Origin of the sequence: Eudoraea sp. (genome assembly GCF_049669105.1) — a bacterium.
In the GTDB taxonomy this organism is placed as follows: domain Bacteria; phylum Bacteroidota; class Bacteroidia; order Flavobacteriales; family Flavobacteriaceae; genus Eudoraea.
The window spans coordinates 1-15466 of record NZ_JBATKE010000075.1 but is presented as its reverse complement, the minus strand read 5'-3'; the positions used below and the strand labels follow the sequence as shown (position 1 = coordinate 15466).

Below are 15466 nucleotides of genomic sequence, written 5' to 3'. Positions count from 1 at the left end.
GTAATGCTTTATCCAGCTTATCACTTAAATTATCAAACATCTTTTTATGTCAATTATGGCGAAGTGCAAATTTAATAATAACAATGGGATGATGGAAGACTGAAGAAAGAAATATAAAAGAGAAAAGGGTAACTTCAGTTAGAAGTTACCCTTTTCAGCAAAATAGGGGGGCAAATAAGGTATTTTAAATATTTTTCCCGTTAAGGATTTGTCTATTGTCTTTCAAAAATCAGTGTACTCACTTTTTCTGTAGTACCGGCATTGTCACCGCTAACATCCTTAAGTACTATTTGAGTATTTGTTATAGAAACCAATTCCCAATCTTCAGTAAGCTCAGCAAGAGGATCTACATCTCCGAAATTCAGGTATACTTTAAGTTTACCATCACTATTTCTAAGCACTCGCCACAGACCAGGATATGAGACACCCGTTTCTGAAAGTGTTGACGTTATTAGGTGATTTGCCATGAAATTGAAAGTATAACCAGCATAATTTCCGGTTTCATTCATATCACCGTCTTCATAAAGGGCAACCATCCAGTCACCACCCATCATAAAGTTTCTGATCTCAAGAACATCACCATCATTATTATTGTCATCACAAACTCTTTGCAATACCAATTCATAACCTATATCTTCAACTTCAAACTTCAATCTGTCATTTCTCAGGTCAGATAATGGCCATTCAAAACTTACTCCTGGTTCTGATCCCATGGTAATTGCCATCACAAGCCTTCCTTGTTCATTTGTAGTAATTTCCCATGTTCCTTGAGAAATAGTTTCACCTTCTCCAAGGGTTACAACACCTTCTGGCAAAAAGTTAAACTCATAACCCAGTAATCTGTCTATTTCCTCACCCTGATTTTTTACCTTTTTTATAACCCAGCTACATTCTTTCAGGATCTCTCTTAAGGTAGTAGGCTCGGTATTAAAAAGATCACAAGCTATATTCATTATAATCCTGTTTCCACCTTCGGCATAGAGTTTAATCTTACCTTCTCCTAGTTCGTATACATACCATTCCAGGTTAAAGTCAACCAATACATCAAACTCAAGTTTAATAAGTACCCCATAATCTGTAACTCGTGTACTCCAGGTTCCCATTATGTTGTTACCCATTCTATCTTTAACCGTAACACCACCATCTTCAGTAAAATTCATCAAGTATTCAAAGTACTGATCTGTCTGATTTACCTCATCTCTTACCACCTCATGAATCAACCATGGGCATTCTACCAATAGATTTTCTAATCGTTCCTGAGTAAAATCATCATCATTATAATCATTATCGTCATCCTCATCACATGCTTCTTTAGCCATTTCAAGTGCATTGGCCAGTTCAGCATTACTCCGTACTTCAATCTTTGTACCATCGTAAAGTTCCATAGCTAGAGGGAAGTCAATCCCGATTAGGTCATTTTCGTCCAGGCCGGCAAAAAATGTTCTAAGATCTTTATCAGACTCTACAGTAACAGAACCTGTTTCAACCTCATTGAGATCAAAAGTGTATATCGTAATTGGGTATACAAAATCTATACATTCTATGTCATCATCCTGTCCGCCTTCAATACAGTCCTTGGCCAAATCGCGTAATTGATCTATACCCTCAATTTCCATAGTGGTAAAATCAGCACGCGTAATAACTATTGGGAAAATAATCTCAAGAATATCTTCATCACCATCTAATTCGTCAAATATTTCTTCAATAAAGTGGAGGCCTTCTTTAGATTCTATGGTAATCGTAACTCCATTTGCCTTAACAGTATAAGGAAATTCAAGAGCGAAACAGCTTGCTCCATCTACAATATTATCGAAGGAGCCGTCATTGGAAGCAGTATTTTCTATAAGCTTCGCTGTAGACGAACTTGCAATTATAGTCTGCTGTTCATCTGGTTGTGGTAATTCTTCAAATGCTTCCTGACAGGCATTAAATGAAAATGCCATTACAAGAAGTAGGGTTTGCATTGAATATTTAAAAAACTTTTTCATAACGATTTGGATTTTTTTGTTGTTCGTACAACTTTAAAACAATTAGAATTTGAAATACCCTACTCCTTTTTTAATTTTTTTTAAAATATCTTTGGAACAGAACCAATTATAAGAACTTTAAAAATTATGGACAATGTATGCGAAGAGGAAGTGTTCAGCAGCCTTTTCAAAACCAATTCCAAAACGGTTTTTAACTATATATATTATAAATTCGGAAACGAAGAGAAAGCGTATGATGTAGTTCAGGAAGCTTTTGTTAAGTTGTGGGAGAACTGTGCTAAAGTAAGTCCTGAAAAAGCAAAGTCTTATGTGTATACTATAGCAAATAATCTTTATTTAAATGTTATCAAAGCGGAAAAGGTCCGTTTAAAGTATGCAGACAGGTCAAATAACACCTCTTATGAATCGCCGGAATTCTTGCTGGAAGAAAAAGAGTATAAAGAAAAGCTGGATCGAGCCTTAAATAGTCTTCCTGAAAATCAGAGAACCACTTTTTTATTAAATAGGATCGACGGCAAAAAATATGCGGAAATAGCGGAGATGGAGGGTGTAAGTGTAAAAGCTATTGAAAAGCGCATGCATCTGGCCTTAAAAGCACTAAGAGATCAAATAGAAGGTATTTAGCGGTCATGTCAGGGACTAAACTCCGGATGTTATAGAATTATTTTTAACCTTGAGGGTAGGGTTTTTTTAGAATTAATTGTTTTAATGTTATAAAGCTAGAAATCATGCAAGAAAATTACTTAGCAAAATGGCTGAATAATGACCTCACGGAGGAAGAACTCGCAGTATTTAAAAAATCTGCTGAGTATGCTTCTTATGAGAAGTTAATGGAGGTCAGTGGTACTTTGGAAGCACCGGATTTTGATATGGATAAGGCCTTGAATGATCTCAATAGTAAAAAGCTTAATAAAGATGTCAAAGTAATCAAGATGAATCCTATGAGAAAGTTATGGCGCGTTGCAGCTGCCATAGCAGTTATTTTTGTAGCATCTTACTTTTATATATCAACTTTAGATGAATCTGTTTCTACACAATATGCAGAACGCAATGAAGTAAGGCTTCCGGATAATTCTGAGATTATCTTAAATGCCGATTCCAGAATAACATATAGTGAAAAGAACTGGGAAAAAGAACGAAATATCTCTCTGCAAGGGGAAGCTTTCTTTAAGGTTGCTAAAGGTCAAAAATTTACGGTTGCTACACATGATGGTTTAGTTACCGTATTAGGTACTCAATTTAATGTTGAAAACAGAAAAGGATTTTTTGAGGTTACGTGTTATGAAGGCCTGGTAAGTGTCACTTTTAATGGTGAAGAAACAAAACTTCCTGCCGGGAATTCTTTTATAGCAATTAACGGTAATGTATTGAAAACAGAAACGCCTGTAAACACTACTCCTTCCTGGATGAGTAATGAAAGTACTTTTAAGAGTATCCCGTTGAATTATGTCCTGGATGAGTTTGAAAGACAATACAACGTTGAGGTTAAAACTCAAAATGTTAATCTTGAGCAATTATTTACCGGCTCTTTTAGCAACACAAACATAAATTTGGCGTTACAGAGTATTAGTACTCCTTCTCAGATAAAGTATGAATTAGAAGGGAACAACGTGCTATTCTATGCCGAAAACGCGCCATAATAGTATACTGCTTTTATACCTAATACTTTTGTTTGCCTTTTTTTCAGGCAGGGCACAGGTAGCGACCTTCCCAAAAAATATTAGTCTGGTTTCCTATATCCGTCAGTTAGAGGAAGATTTTGATGTAAAATTTTCTTACGTTGATGAGGACCTTCAGCCTTTACTGGTAGATACCCCTAAAGGTAATTCTCTTGAGGACATATTAAATGATATTCAGAATCAGACCCAATTAATCATCAAGAAGCTCAGTGAGCGCTACTATACGCTCTCCAAAAGCACTACGGTAGATATATGCGCATTTGTCCTGGATAATTACAGTGAGAATACCACTTCAGGAGCATCAGTAGAAGTATTGGGCAGCAGCATTTCGACGGTAACAGATATGAACGGCCGGTTTTCTCTAACTAATATTCCCAGGAAAGCCTCCATTCGAATAAAACATATAGGTTATAAACCAAAATACGTAACTGCTGAGGATCTGGTAAGTAAAAACCCCTGTACTACACTGTTATTCAGCCTAAACTACCAACAGTTGGATGAGGTGGTGGTCTATAAATTTTTGACCACAGGAATTACCAAACAAACGGATGGCAGTATTACCCTCAACACTGAAGACTTTGGTATTCTTCCGGGACTTTTAGAACCCGACGTTCTTCAAACCGTGCAAGCCCTTCCGGGAATAAAAAGTATAGATGAGACCGTGTCAGATATTAATATCAGAGGAGGGACAAACGATCAAAACCTTATTCTTTGGGATGATATTAAAATGTATCAATCCGGTCATTTTTTCGGATTAATTTCTGCCTTTAACCCTTATTTAACCGAACATGTTACCATAATAAAAGATGGGACCAGCGCCGAATATGGGGACGGGGTTAGCGGAATCATCAATATGCAATCGAAAAATAAAATTGCAGGCAATTTCTTTGGTGGAGCAGGCATTAACATGATTAGCGGTGACCTCTTTGGTCAGATTCCAATTTCAAACAAATTAGCGTTTCAATTCTCAGCTAGGCGTTCCATAACAGATCTAATTAACACGCCTACCTACAACCAGTTTGTTAAAAGAGCCTTTCAGGACACAGACATTGAGAGTTTTTCAGGCCAAAGCAATACCGATATCAATCAGGATGAAAAATTCTATTTCTATGATTTTACCGCTAAAGTATTATATGATATTAATGAGCAGCATAGGGCGCGATTTAGTTTTATTAATATTAACAACAATCTTGAATACACGGAATCGTCTGTAAGTTCATCAAGAACAGACCAGAGCAACTTGAATCAAACCAATCTTTCTTTTGGAGGAAATCTTGAAAGTAAATGGACAGACAGGTTCTCAACAAAGTTAAATGCTTATTATTCTAACTATAACCTTGATTCTGAGAACCGAATAAACAATGGACAACAAATTCTTGATCAAAGAAATGAGGTAATAGAGACCTCTATAAAATTAAATTCTAATTACGAACTCACTCCTACTTTAAACTGGCTCAATGGATATCAATTTTCAGAAGTTGGTGTCACCAATTTTACCGATGTAACACAACCACCTTATGAGAGCAACATCAAGGGCGTCATACGTACAAATTCGTTATACAGTGAAATTTCCTATGCTTCGCCTAACAAGAAATTACTTGCAAGAGGAGGTGGCCGTTTAAATTATATTGTAAATGTGAAATATTTTAATGAATTTATTATTGAGCCCAGATTGAACCTAAGCTATGAACTCTATCCAAACCTTCAGTTAGAAGTAAAAGGTGAATTTAAAAACCAGACTACCAATCAAATAATTGATTTGGAACAAAATTTTCTTGGGATCGAAAAAAGGCGCTGGATGTTATCAAACAATAAGAATGATACGGTTCCCGGAAATCCAAATTTGCCCATTGTAAAAAGTAAACAAGGATCTATGGGAATTAACTATGATAAGGGACAATGGTTTGTTGGTCTGGAAGGGTATTATAAAGAAGTAAATGGCATCAGTACGGCAACTCAGGGATTCCAGAACCAAAATCAGTTCAATGGTGAAATTGGAAAGTACGATGTGAAAGGTTTGGAATTTTTGATAAACCACAAAAACAATCTTTTCAGTACGTGGTTGAGCTATGCCTATAATTTAAATAATTATACCTTCGAGGACATCGTCCCTAATGTTTTTCCTAATAATCTGGATATACGGCATACGCTAACCTTTGCAAGCACGTATACCTATGAAAATCTAAAAATTGGAATAGGAATTAATTACAGAACGGGTAAACCTTTTACAAAGCCCCAGGAAGGAGCAGACGGAATTGATTTTACAACTTTTCCAGTATCCATTAATTATCAGGAACCAAACAGCAGCAGACTGCCTGATTACCTTAGAGCAGATGCTTCTGCCATTTACGATTTCAATTTGAGCCATAAAGTCAAGGCCGCTGTTGGAATCTCTCTTTTAAATATTCTCAATAAGAACAACATTCTAAATACCTTTTACAGACTTAACGAACAGGATGAAGTGGAGAAGATTGAAAGTATCTCACTTGGCTTTACACCTAATGTGAGCTTCAGAATACGTTTCTAATTTTTATTCAGCCCGGATATTACCAGGACATGGGGAAATGTGATTGCCGCAAGGAATGAGAATAAAAAGGGAATAAATCCATCACTGCTTCCATCAATAAAAAAAAACAAAATCACAAGTGTACTTACCGACGCTAACCAATAAATCAGAGATGATCTCACATATTTTATAAAGTGTTTTCTGGACAAATCACCATACAAATAAGTGATCTGGTCTCCAAGAGATGGTATAGCGTGCCATAAAATAAAAAATATGGCGAAAGCCCAAAGCAGAGAAGCGGTATTAAAAATAATGAAGAACACAAGTAAATAAAATAATTCAAGAAAAATATTGGTATTACTTTGTTTATATTTTGTTAGATATAATACTACAAAGACAAAAAAGGATATTCCTAGTATTATCTGGTAATATCCATTGTTAATATAGATTCCAATGATGTCGAAAATAATATCACTCACCTCTGTATTATGAGCTGCAAACAGTAGAAAAAGAATAACAAGTCCGTAAGCAGTATAAAAGAAGATTAAGAAAAGTGGATTGCCACTAATTTTTGAGATCCAATGCTGTTCACCAAAATGGTATGCACTGAAAAGAATAAATAAACCCAATGCAATGCTTGGGAGTAAATAAAACAAGCCTGCTACGCTAAGAACAAAAAAGATATAATAAGCAAGTATTCGCAAAAAATCATAGGGTTTAGATTTCTTTTTAGCTTCAACCTGTAGCAATTTAATGTCATTAGCACCATGAAGCATTCCAAAGGAAAGGATAAGAATATAAGCAAGTAAATTTTCTATGTCATGCTCAAAATATACCGCTAGCCACAGTGAAAAAAAGGTAGCAATAAGCGTTGCACCTTGCAACTTCGTAAAATCTACCCCTTTGTTTTGAATATTATCCAATATTGTTTAATTATTTTAACATATTATTAAACACTATCTGTTTAACTTTTAATTAGTTTTGCTAAACAAAATTAACTAAATAAATTGATATGGAAAATTTTTTATTAACATTCCCAATGGTTGCCAAACTAGCCACCAATGACTATGTTGGCTTCACATTTTTTGTAGGTTGTATGGCTATGATGGCTGCATCAGCCTTTTTCTTTTTGTCAATGAACAGTTTTGACAAAAAATGGAGAACTTCAATCCTTGTTTCAGGATTAATTACCTTTATCGCTGCAGTGCACTACTGGTACATGCGTGATTATTGGGCAGACTTTGGAGAATCCCCCACTTTCTTCCGTTATGTAGACTGGATCCTTACCGTCCCTCTGATGTGTGTGGAATTCTTTTTAATCCTAAAAGTTGCGGGAGCTAAAAGATCTCTTATGTGGAGACTTATTCTTCTTTCCGTTATCATGTTAGTTACAGGTTATTTGGGAGAAGCAGTTTACAGAGATGCTGCCTGGTTGTGGGGTCTTATTTCTGGTATCGCCTACTTCATAATCGTTTATGAAATATGGTTAGGTACTGCGAAAAAGCTCGCCGTTAAAGCGGGAGGACCTGTATTACAGGCCCACAAAATGCTTTGCTGGTTTGTATTGGTAGGATGGGCAATATACCCCTTAGGATATATGGCTGGAACTCCTGGATGGTATGAAGGTATCTTTGGCGGACTTTCTATGGACGTTGTATACAATATCGGAGACGCTATCAATAAAATTGGTTTCGGCTTAGTAGTATATAACCTTGCAGTAGTTGCAACTTCGGAGAAAGCCTAAGAGAAATAAAATATTTGGAGATGTGCTCTGCACATCAAAAAAAGACCGTCTGTAAGGCGGTCTTTTTACATTCTTACAGGCACTTGTATACCAAGCAGCTTAAAAGCAGATTTAATTACCTCTCCCACTTTCTTTGCAAGCTGTACTCTAAATACCCTTATCTCTTCCTCTGATTCACCTAATATAGAGACCTGTTGATAAAATGAATTGAACTCCTTTACCAGATCATAAGTATAGTTGGCAATTAAGGCCGGGCTGTAATTTTCAGCGGCAAGTTTTACAGTATCAGGATAGATTTCCAATAGTTTTATTAATTCCTTTTCTTTTGGATGTAGCCCAACACTCTCACCTAGTTTTTTTACAAGATCATTTGCACCCAGGTTTGCTTTGCGAAGAATAGATTGAATCCTGGCATAAGTATATTGAATAAAGGGGCCCGTATTTCCTTGAAAATCAACCGATTCCTCAGGGTTGAATAAGATTCGCTTTTTTGGATCAACCTTTAATATATAATACTTTAATGCTCCGAGGCCAATGATGCGATATAGTTTTTTTCTTTCTTCTTCAGAGTAATCATCTAGTTTCCCCAATTCCTCAGAGATTTGGGCAGCAGTATTGGTCATTTCGTCAATCAGATCATCCGCATCAACCACAGTACCTTCCCTGCTTTTCATTTTCCCCTCCGGCAAGTCTACCATTCCATAACTCAGATGGTATAAATGTTGCGCCCAGGAATAACCGAGTTTCTTTAGGATTAGGAACAATACCTTAAAATGATAATCTTGTTCATTACCCACGGTATATACCATTCCTCCAATATCCGGAAAATCTTTTACACGCTGAATAGCAGTGCCAATATCCTGTGTCATATACACCGCTGTGCCGTCTGCCCTAAGAACAATTTTCTCATCCAGTCCCTCATCAGTGAGGTCTATCCATACACTCCCGTCTTCCTTCCTGTAAAATACTCCATTCTCTATCCCTTCGGCAATAACATCTTTCCCCAACAAATAAGTCTCACTCTCGTAATAGAGTTTATCAAAATTTACTCCCAAATTTGCGTAAGTCTCATCAAAGCCTGCATACACCCAGCTATTCATTTTCTTCCAAAGCTTCACTACTTCAGCATCTCCGGCTTCCCATTTGCGAAGCATTTCCTGGGCTTTTAGAAGCACTGGAGCTTCACGTTCGGCCTCTATTTTATCCTTTCCGGCCGCCAAAAGCTTCTCCACTTCTTCCTTATAGACCTTGTCAAATTTTACGTAATACAAGCCGGCCAATTTATCGCCCTTTAATCCCGTACTCTCAGGAGTTTCACCGTTCCCAAACATTTGCCAGGCAAGCATACTTTTACAGATATGAATACCCCGGTCATTAATGATCTGTGTTTTATATACCCTATTCCCGTCAGCTTTTAGAATTTCTGCCACAGAATAACCGAGTAAATTATTCCGGATATGACCAAGATGCAGCGGTTTATTGGTGTTGGGTGAAGAATATTCAACTAAAATGGCATTTCTATCCTGCTCTGGCTTGCGGCCATAACTTTCATCATCCTTTATGGAATTAAAAAAAATCTTGAAGTAATTATCAGTAATTACTAAGTTTAAAAATCCCTTTATAACGTTAAATTCCTTAACCTCATTTAGTTCCTTCTCCAAATAGGTGCCTATTTGAATTCCAATTTGCTCGGGATTACCCTTTATATAGCGAAGCATGGGAAAAACGACTACGGTAATATCTCCCTTAAAATCTTTTCTGGTAGGTTGAAATTCAACAGAGGGTAATGTCATATCATACAGAGAAGCTACTGCCTCTATCACCTTATTCTCGATAACCTCCTGAATATTCATAAAATTTCCCCAATTAAGGCTGCAAAACTAATGAATTTTTAGACTTTTATAGCTCGTAGCCTTTGGTGTTTACAAAAATATGGAGTTTTCGTCAACTTTATTGAAAATTGCTACATTCTGGAAGTACTGTCATTGAAAATAATATCAAATAAAATTAAAACCATGCTGGTAAACGTTTCCTATAATAACAGCGATCTTACAAGGAGAATTGATAGTGAAGTAGGTAAGCCTTTTACGTTAAAAGAACGTTGGGCGATGAATGGAATAGGATCTCCCAAACTATTTATAACCGAAACCAGTATAGAAATTGGAAATCTCCTTCTTTTAGATAATAATTTAAATAGTTGTAACGTGGAAATGCGTCCAAAAGGGATAATTGTGCGATTCCGATCTCTTTTAGAGACCTATGCACTGGTAATTCCATATTATAAACTTACCATCTATAAAGGTGATTTTGCTATATATTCAATCTTTCGCGACCATTACTTTATAAAAGTGAAATCAGATACCAAAGCTATTCAGAAGTTCTTTAAAAAAATACTGGATTTTAAAGCAGACAATCTACCAACCTCTATTGAAGATTTATAACCGATGAAAATACTAATAACCGGAGCTAACGGATATATTGGAATGCGTTTGTTACCCCTGCTGCTGGATGAGGGCCATGAAATAATATGTGCCGTTCGCAACAAGGAACGTCTTTCCATAGATGCTGAGATGCGTGCTAAGCTTACAATTATTGAAATCGATTTTTTAGACGCTGTTGAGGAAGGAAAAATACCAGTAGATATTGATGTCGCTTATTTTCTAATTCATTCCATGAGCACATCCACCCGAGACTTTGATGAAATGGAAGCGAAGACGGCCCATAATTTTAACAGCTACATAAATAAAACCAAGGCAGAACAGGTCATTTACCTAAGCGGTATCGTAAATGATGAAAACCTGTCAAAGCACCTGTGGTCAAGGAAAAATGTTGAGGAGATCTTATCTGAAGGAGAATTTAACCTTACTGTACTCAGAGCAGGGATTATAATAGGATCTGGGAGCTCGTCTTTTGAAATACTTCGGGACCTCTGTGAAAAGTTGCCGGTCATGATTACACCTAAATGGGTGCTCACAAAAACCCAGCCTATTGCCATTAGAGATGTAATGCAGTTTCTGACTGGTGTACTGGGCAACAGAAAAACATATAATCGATCTTTTGACATTGCCGGCCCAGATGTCCTTACCTATAAGCAAATGCTACAGCGATACGCTCGGATAAGAGGCTTCAAAAACTGGATTATTACTGTTCCCGTAATGACCCCTAAGTTATCTTCTTATTGGTTGTATTTTATTACTTCAACTTCCTATAAATTGGCTTTAAACCTTGTGGACAGCATGAAAATTGAGGTGGTGGCAAAGGACAACCAACTGGAACAATTATTGGGGATAAAAACACATACTTATGAGGAGGCGATAGATATGGCGTTTATAAAAATTGAACAAAACCAGGTTGTAAGCAGCTGGAAGGATAGTATGATTAGCGGAAGATTAAATCAAAATCTGGGCAAGTTTATCCAGGTACCTAAATACGGTGTTCTTAAAGACGAGAAAAAACTAAAAGTGCAGGATACGGAAGCGGTTTTAAAAAATATATGGAAGATTGGTGGAGATAATGGTTGGTACTATGGCAATTGGTTATGGAGGTTGAGGGGGTTTATAGATAAACTAATAGGTGGTGTCGGACTAAGACGCGGGCGTACACATCCTGATAAAATCTTTCCAGGAGATGTCCTGGATTTTTGGCGAGTTCTATTAGCCGATAAAAAAAACAAACGACTTCTGTTATTTGCGGAAATGCGTTTGCCCGGGGAAGCCTGGTTAGAATTTAGAATTGATGAAGACAGTGTATTGCATCAGACGGCTACCTTTAGGCCAAGAGGGCTAAAAGGCAGGCTATACTGGTATAGTGTACTACCTTTTCATTATTTCATTTTTGGAGGAATGATAAAAAATCTGGCAAAAGCATAATTAATTATAAAAATCAGTAACGTTTTATAAGGTTGCTTCGTCTTAGATGAAATATTAATCAAGAATATTACTTATGAGCAAACCCATATCTAACATTTTTATTTACATATTCCTGCTTGCTTCTATATCATTACATGGCCAATCTATTTCCTCCAGGGTAGTAGACACCAAAACAAACGAAGGTATTCCGTATGCAACGATTCAATTTGCGGAGCATCGAGGTATTATCACGAATGAGGAAGGCAGGTTCAGTATAAATCTGAACCCCAGGCTGGAACAGCAAGATTCCATCTATATATCCAGTATGGGTTATAAAAAAACAGCTATCCACTTTATGGCTGTTTTGGATAGTGTCATATATATAGAACCAAAGGCTATTGAACTAAATGAAGTATATCTATTTAACAATGATCTCAGTGTTGATGAAATCATTGAAAAAGTGAAAGAAAATTTACCGATAAACTACAATAGAGAACCCATAAAACAGCGCTTGTTCTTTAGGCAATCCAGCCTGAATACCATGACGAAGCTGGATATTGAGTTTGAAAAATCGACCATTGAAGAGCTTAATAAAAAATTTCTGGATAGTGTGATCTCCATTTTGCCAAGAAATGCGTCCTACTATACAGAAAGTCTGTGTGATTTTTACAGAAAACCAGACGAGCACCGCTTATACATAGAAAAGGCTGCTGAATTGTACGATAAAAATAATGAAGGTTCTATGGAAGCTCTTTCGGCTAAATTAGAGCGTATTTTTAAAGAAAATGTAAAACCCGATTCCTATTTAAAAATAAAATCGGGCTGGTTTGGTCAAAAAGTCGAGTTAGATTCAATATTCGATTCTTCAGACGAGACTGCTGCGATAGAAGATGAGCTCAAAGATCAGGGTAATAAACATTTTCTGTCATCCAAAAAAAATCAACTGCATGATCTTTATTCTGAACTTTTCTATAATGATAAGACCAAGCTAAATTTTATTGACAAATCTAACCGTTATGAATTTAGATTAAAAGGATTTACAGCCATAGAAGACGAAGGCGTATATGTGATAGCATTTGATCCAAAAAGGTCGGAAGACTTTAGAGGAACAATCTATGTAAACATAGAAGATTTTGCAATAATGCGAATAGACTATGAGAACGTAAATTCATTGAAAAGGATAAAATTATTGGGATTCTCCTATGAAGAAATCACCTATAAAGGAACCACTATTTTCAGTAAGGGAAGCAATAATAAGTACGATTTACGATTTATTGATAAGGTATTCGGTCGTAAAATGGGTGTAAGAAGGCCTTTGAGTGTAATAGAGAAAAACAAGTATGTAAAGGGAAGAAGGAAGCAAAATGAATTGTCTATGGAGCTGGATATTATTAATTTCAATACAGAAAAATACGAATTGGTTGTCTTTGATTCCAAGCTAATAAGCACTGGGGAATTTTCTAATTCAGTTGAAAATGAAACTGTTAAAGCCACATACCTTTCCAGTTACAATCCTGAATTCTGGGAAGGATATGATATTATGGAACCTAATAAAGCTATTCGAGAATTTACAGTTTCTGATAAATAAGCTGTATTTGTTAAAATAATAAGACCTGGTGGAATTGGGCGAATAGGATCCGGATTAATATTCCCGACAGACCGGTCATTTTATTAGGTCATTCCAAACCGCATATTGGCGTCCTTGTGGCGGTTCAAAAATTACTTTTTATAACATCTTTGCCCTTTTTATGGTAATTGGGATAACTTTATTCATGAAAGATGTAATAAACAAGAATTAGTGAGGCTAAAGCGTTTTAAAATTAAGGTCTTGGTAAAAATACCTCTGCCATCATACAGCGTGCGCTACCGCCGCCGCAGGTCTCAATGGTATCTAAAGTGCTATGCACTATAGGGTTATACTTTTCCAAAATACTAATCTGATCCGGTCTGAGGCTGTTATAAGCCGCAGAACTCATTACCAGATATCGTTGATCTGACGCTCCAGCAACCTGAAGCATATTTCCTGCGAAGTGATGCATTTGTTCCTCAGTGATGTTAATGATTTCTTTCCCGTCTTGTTTAAGATGATCTACAACGTTTTTTCTTTCTTTCTTATCATCTATAGATTCTAAACAAATTACGGCATAGGACTCTCCCAAACACATCATAACATTGGTATGATATATAGGTAATCGCTCTCCATTAACAGATTGATTTGCAGTAAAAATAACAGGAGTACATTCGAAGTCTTCACAAAACTCAATTACCAATTCTTCATGCGCCCGGTCAGAAAGTGCACAATACGCTTTTTGATTTACACGGTCCATTAAAATACTTCCTGTACCTTCCAAAAAAAGTCCTTCTTTTTCCGCAGAAGTATAGTCTATTATATTCTCTATCAGGAAACCATTGGCTTCAAGAATATCAAGTATATCTTCTCTTCGCTCCTTTCTGCGATTTTCGGCGAACATCGGATAAATGACTACCGTACCATTTGAATGAAAAGAAATCCAGTTGTTTGGAAAAATTGAATCGGGTGTATCAGGCTCAGGCGTATCCTCAATTACGATAACCTCAATTCCTTTAGCCCTTAAAACATCAACAAAGGTATCAAACTCCTCTTGTGCCTTTAGGTTAATTGTACTGTTTTTGAGGTCGATATCTTCCATAAAATAGTTATTCACCGCGGTCTGTTCGTTCATGCGAAATTGTACCGGGCGAATCATCAAAATGGTGTTGGTAATCTGTTCCATTAGCTACTTAAAAATTCAGGATAAAAGTAACCAATTCGCAAATCATTTTGCTACAAATTTCAACTTATGGTATAGCAATATTATTAGGCAAAAGAAATTAATCCTAAATCAAATTCTTAAACAGAAGTGCCAAAAATTAAAAAGAGGAAAAAGAAACTTTCAAAGGGCAAATTCAAACGATCAAACCTTGTAGCCAATTAAGAATTATAAGAATGTGCAGAACAAAAGTATTAGTCCCGGACTAAAGGCATGGTACTGCATCTTAACAACCCGCCTTGCTTAGAGACCTCGGCATATGGTATTTCCTCCACGGTAAAACCCTGATCTCTAAGCCAATTATTCAACCTTGTAAAATTTCTCTCGGAGACAATAACATCCGGACTTATGGAAAATACATTGCTAAACATGTGATACATTTCATCGCCGGTGATTTCAAAGATATTTTCCCTGCCAAAATGTGAAACCAGCCATTCATATTCTTCTTCGATCAGGAAGCCATTTTTATGAATGATGGCCTTATCATGTCCAATGGGTTGAAAACAGCAATCGAGATGCAGGGCGTTTTCCTTTGGATTACTGATAGACTTACGCAATTCAAAGGATTTAACCTTTTTGTGAGGAAACATCTTTCTGATGTATTCCACACCCTCCCAATTGGTTCTTGCCGTAATATAATCCGGGTAATCATGACCGGTATAGGTGCCAATAAAAATGTATTCTTTCCATGGCATTACATCCCCGCCTTCTATATGAACTTCCTCCGGTGGATATAATATGTTTTCCAGGGCAATAAATTCAAGAACATGAAGAATGGCCTGAAATTCCTCTTCCCTATGAGGAAGTATATTGGCCTTGATGAGTTTATCCTCTATAACAAATGCAATATCCCTTGAAAAAATCTGGTTACAATCAGCTATTATCTCAGGCCTGTAAACTTCTACACCATAT

Annotated in this window: 12 protein-coding genes; 7 read left to right on the top strand and 5 right to left on the bottom strand. The window is 36.4% G+C overall.

Features of this window, described 5'->3' with window-relative positions:
- Positions 1-212 precede the first annotated feature (212 nt).
- Positions 213-1988 (bottom strand): hypothetical protein, encoded by a 1776-nt coding sequence (locus WBM60_RS06690; RefSeq protein ID WP_424278766.1) that lies wholly within the window; start codon positions 1986-1988, stop codon positions 213-215.
- 126 nt (positions 1989-2114) lie between these two features.
- On the opposite strand from WBM60_RS06690, the gene WBM60_RS06685 reads away from it, so the two are divergent.
- The 3 genes from WBM60_RS06685 to WBM60_RS06675 all read left to right on the top strand — a co-directional run bounded on the left by WBM60_RS06685 (position 2115) and on the right by WBM60_RS06675 (position 6194).
- Positions 2115-2612, top strand: a complete 498-nt coding sequence (locus tag WBM60_RS06685; protein WP_424264162.1) for an RNA polymerase sigma factor — start codon at positions 2115-2117, stop codon at positions 2610-2612.
- A 104-nt stretch (positions 2613-2716) separates the two neighbouring features.
- A complete protein-coding gene (locus WBM60_RS06680; protein ID WP_424264164.1) occupies positions 2717-3628 on the top strand; it encodes a FecR family protein in 912 nt (303 codons plus the stop codon).
- The gene (locus tag WBM60_RS06675; RefSeq protein WP_424276487.1) at positions 3609-6194 is read left to right on the top strand and encodes a TonB-dependent receptor; all 2586 of its coding nucleotides are present in this window, start codon (positions 3609-3611) and stop codon (positions 6192-6194) included. The genes WBM60_RS06680 and WBM60_RS06675 overlap by 20 nt, the downstream gene beginning before the upstream one ends.
- On the opposite strand, the gene WBM60_RS06670 is transcribed toward WBM60_RS06675, so the two are convergent.
- The gene (locus tag WBM60_RS06670) at positions 6191-7096 is read right to left on the bottom strand and encodes a Brp/Blh family beta-carotene 15,15'-dioxygenase (protein WP_424264168.1); all 906 of its coding nucleotides are present in this window, start codon (positions 7094-7096) and stop codon (positions 6191-6193) included. The genes WBM60_RS06675 and WBM60_RS06670 overlap by 4 nt on opposite strands.
- 89 nt (positions 7097-7185) lie before the next feature.
- On the opposite strand from WBM60_RS06670, the gene WBM60_RS06665 reads away from it, so the two are divergent.
- Positions 7186-7917, top strand: coding sequence for a bacteriorhodopsin-like (locus WBM60_RS06665; protein WP_424264170.1), 732 nt, complete (start codon positions 7186-7188; stop codon positions 7915-7917).
- A 65-nt stretch (positions 7918-7982) separates the two neighbouring features.
- Here the strand turns inward: WBM60_RS06665 and argS are convergent, their stop codons facing one another.
- Positions 7983-9770 (bottom strand): arginine--tRNA ligase, encoded by a 1788-nt coding sequence (gene argS, locus WBM60_RS06660; protein ID WP_424279646.1) that lies wholly within the window; start codon positions 9768-9770, stop codon positions 7983-7985.
- A 162-nt stretch (positions 9771-9932) separates the two neighbouring features.
- On the opposite strand from argS, the gene WBM60_RS06655 reads away from it, so the two are divergent.
- The 3 genes from WBM60_RS06655 to WBM60_RS06645 all read left to right on the top strand — a co-directional run bounded on the left by WBM60_RS06655 (position 9933) and on the right by WBM60_RS06645 (position 13353).
- Positions 9933-10358 carry a hypothetical protein gene (locus WBM60_RS06655; protein ID WP_299160476.1) on the top strand — a complete coding sequence of 142 codons (426 nt, stop codon included), beginning with the start codon at positions 9933-9935 and terminating at the stop codon, positions 10356-10358.
- Between the two features lie 3 nt (positions 10359-10361).
- Entirely contained in the window at positions 10362-11786 is a 1425-nt protein-coding gene (locus tag WBM60_RS06650) for an SDR family oxidoreductase (protein WP_424276485.1), read from the top strand.
- A 73-nt stretch (positions 11787-11859) separates the two neighbouring features.
- A complete protein-coding gene (locus WBM60_RS06645; protein ID WP_424278127.1) occupies positions 11860-13353 on the top strand; it encodes a carboxypeptidase-like regulatory domain-containing protein in 1494 nt (497 codons plus the stop codon).
- A 232-nt stretch (positions 13354-13585) separates the two neighbouring features.
- Here the strand turns inward: WBM60_RS06645 and ctlX are convergent, their stop codons facing one another.
- Positions 13586-14518 (bottom strand): citrulline utilization hydrolase CtlX, encoded by a 933-nt coding sequence (gene ctlX, locus WBM60_RS06640; RefSeq protein WP_424261016.1) that lies wholly within the window; start codon positions 14516-14518, stop codon positions 13586-13588.
- Between the two features lie 230 nt (positions 14519-14748).
- Positions 14749-15466 (bottom strand): dimethylarginine dimethylaminohydrolase family protein (locus WBM60_RS06635; RefSeq protein WP_424282886.1); only part of this gene is annotated, 718 nt, incomplete at its 5' end.

What these genes read in the sequence shown, in the direction of transcription:
- WBM60_RS06655 (WP_299160476.1), top strand. Translation starts at nt 9,933, where the DNA reads ATGCTGGTAAACGTTTCCTATAATAACAGCGATCTTACAAGGAGAATT.
- WBM60_RS06650 (WP_424276485.1), top strand. Translation starts at nt 10,362, where the DNA reads ATGAAAATACTAATAACCGGAGCTAACGGATATATTGGAATGCGTTTG.
- WBM60_RS06675 (WP_424276487.1), top strand. Translation starts at nt 3,609, where the DNA reads ATGCCGAAAACGCGCCATAATAGTATACTGCTTTTATACCTAATACTT.
- WBM60_RS06685 (WP_424264162.1), top strand. Translation starts at nt 2,115, where the DNA reads ATGGACAATGTATGCGAAGAGGAAGTGTTCAGCAGCCTTTTCAAAACC.
- WBM60_RS06690 (WP_424278766.1), bottom strand. Translation starts at nt 1,988, where the DNA reads ATGAAAAAGTTTTTTAAATATTCAATGCAAACCCTACTTCTTGTAATG.
- WBM60_RS06645 (WP_424278127.1), top strand. Translation starts at nt 11,860, where the DNA reads ATGAGCAAACCCATATCTAACATTTTTATTTACATATTCCTGCTTGCT.
- ctlX (WP_424261016.1), bottom strand. Translation starts at nt 14,518, where the DNA reads ATGGAACAGATTACCAACACCATTTTGATGATTCGCCCGGTACAATTT.
- WBM60_RS06680 (WP_424264164.1), top strand. Translation starts at nt 2,717, where the DNA reads ATGCAAGAAAATTACTTAGCAAAATGGCTGAATAATGACCTCACGGAG.
- argS (WP_424279646.1), bottom strand. Translation starts at nt 9,770, where the DNA reads ATGAATATTCAGGAGGTTATCGAGAATAAGGTGATAGAGGCAGTAGCT.
- WBM60_RS06665 (WP_424264170.1), top strand. Translation starts at nt 7,186, where the DNA reads ATGGAAAATTTTTTATTAACATTCCCAATGGTTGCCAAACTAGCCACC.